The organism is Actinomyces sp. HMSC075C01 (assembly GCF_001812965.1).
In the GTDB taxonomy this organism is placed as follows: Bacteria; Actinomycetota; Actinomycetes; order Actinomycetales; family Actinomycetaceae; genus Actinomyces; species Actinomyces acetigenes.
On sequence record NZ_KV810902.1, the window covers coordinates 1 to 1,823 of the forward strand.

The window sequence follows — 1,823 nt, forward strand, 5'->3', positions numbered from 1 at the left end:
ACGGAGGGGCTTACACAAACCATTGAACACGCTCTGGTGGTCTCAGCCTTGTTCCCTTCCCAGCACCCGATTCTCAGGGGGAAACCACGGCGGTCGACCAGCAGGCCGACAATGACCTGGGGATCGACCCGCCTCTCCTTGGAGTAACCCACCCGCCGCAGGTCGTCCTCCTTCTCAGCCTCGAAATACAGCGTGGTGACGCCTGCAGGCACAGGGCCAGACCGGAGGTGTTGGTGACGTGCTCGAACAAGGCCTGAGAGATCGCCTCGCGGTAGCCCCGCTGCCCGCAGCGCCCCAGGGAGCGGAACAAGGTCCGCACGCTGACTTACCTCCGCCCAGATCACCCAGCACCCGGGGGACCTGGGCCTTGGAGGTCGGCTCGACCAGACGCGCCAGAACCATCTGCTCAAAGGCCCGATCACCCCCGACCGCCTCACCCAGGCCCAGACGCCTGTAGGCGCCGTGCAGGACCTCCCACAACAACCTGGAGTGCTTGGACTCCACCATGGTCCTGGCCAGATTGGTGCATCCCGGTGCCGGCTCCAGAGACTCCAGGTCCAGCAGCCCCTGGCCCTGCCAGGCAGCGATCTTCTGCCGTCCGGCCTCCAGCAGGACCTCCAGCTCCGTCTCGTCGTGGGCTGACCCCAGGTGCTCCACGATCCGGCGCACACCACCGGACTTGGACACGATCTGAACAGCCGTGGCCCCCGAGGCTGTCCTGACCTTGCGCACAAACGGGCTCACACCAGCGCACCATACGGGCTCTTAGTGCCCCACCACCAGACCCCCAACACCGCAATACCAACGAAAACTCACGCCGAGTCACCGAAAACCCACCAAGGTGTCACGAGTCAGGTGAGTCCTCCTTCACATATCGGCGACCAGGGATACATCGGGTTGGGCATGATCACCCTGAGGAGAAAACCCGCGAAACTGCCCCTTCACCCCCCGACGACAAGACATATAACCGAACCGTCGACCAGATCAGATACGAGATCGAAAGGGTCATCGCGAACACCCAAGGACCTGGAGGATCCTGCATACCGGCCACAGAGGATCATCGGAAACTTTCCAGATAACCGTTACAGCAGTCCTCGGGATCATATTCACCTAAACCCCATGAATAAAACTCCATGTTCGACACGCCAGGACAACAAATTCCCTAAGAATATGGGCAAAACAGCAGCAGCAAGGGGAGGTCAGTGGAGGTGGTGCACCTGATCTGTTCCCTGCTTGTGATCGATGCTCAGCCCTAGCAGGGCGCAGTCTGGTCCGGGGCCACTGGCGAATAGAGGACTGGCCCCGCTGGGTCCGAAATATCGTTTTACGAGGATCGACACCAACTGCGCACCGCCAACTGTCCCGAGACTATGGCTGCGCTGTTTAACCTGGCTTTCAACCTCATCCGCCTCTTCCACGGGCCCAGTGCCTCCGTTGTAACAACCAGCAGGCCCCTGGCAAGACGACCAATACGAGCCATCAAGTTACTCACCCAATCCCCATATAGACCGACTTTGCGGGCCTCTGCCACCGACCCTGCCTGTTCGCAATAGGTTCTAAGAATGATGGTCGATCGGACCAGTTGACCGCCGCAATTGACAACCTTTCCCAGCTGGTCTGCGCCGAGGTCCTCGATGATGAGATGAGAAGGTTCCGAAACAATCGTCCTTTCCCAGGTAACGCCCTCGCCTTCTTCATCGCCAGGCTCGTACATGCGCGTCGTCACCGGCAACCAGGGGGTCGGCAAAGTCGGTTTAGGTGGGGGTTTGGGTGAGTAGTCTGATGGCTCGTTTGGGTTGTCGTGACAGGGATCTGGTGGTGCT

General features: G+C 60.2%; 2 protein-coding genes and 1 pseudogene. All 3 read right to left on the reverse strand.

Annotation, left to right across the window (positions count from 1 at the left end; all coding sequences use genetic code 11):
* Window positions 1-212 (reverse strand): annotated as a pseudogene (locus HMPREF2883_RS15785) (hypothetical protein); the annotation flags it as partial.
* On the reverse strand, window positions 175-744 hold the full coding sequence (locus tag HMPREF2883_RS00015; protein WP_256699824.1) for a hypothetical protein: 570 nt from the start codon (window positions 742-744) through the stop codon (window positions 175-177). The pseudogene HMPREF2883_RS15785 and the gene HMPREF2883_RS00015, both read right to left, overlap by 38 nt.
* A 580-nt stretch (window positions 745-1,324) precedes the next feature.
* Window positions 1,325-1,823 (reverse strand): hypothetical protein (locus tag HMPREF2883_RS15185; RefSeq protein ID WP_218079104.1); only part of this gene is annotated, 499 nt, incomplete at its 5' end.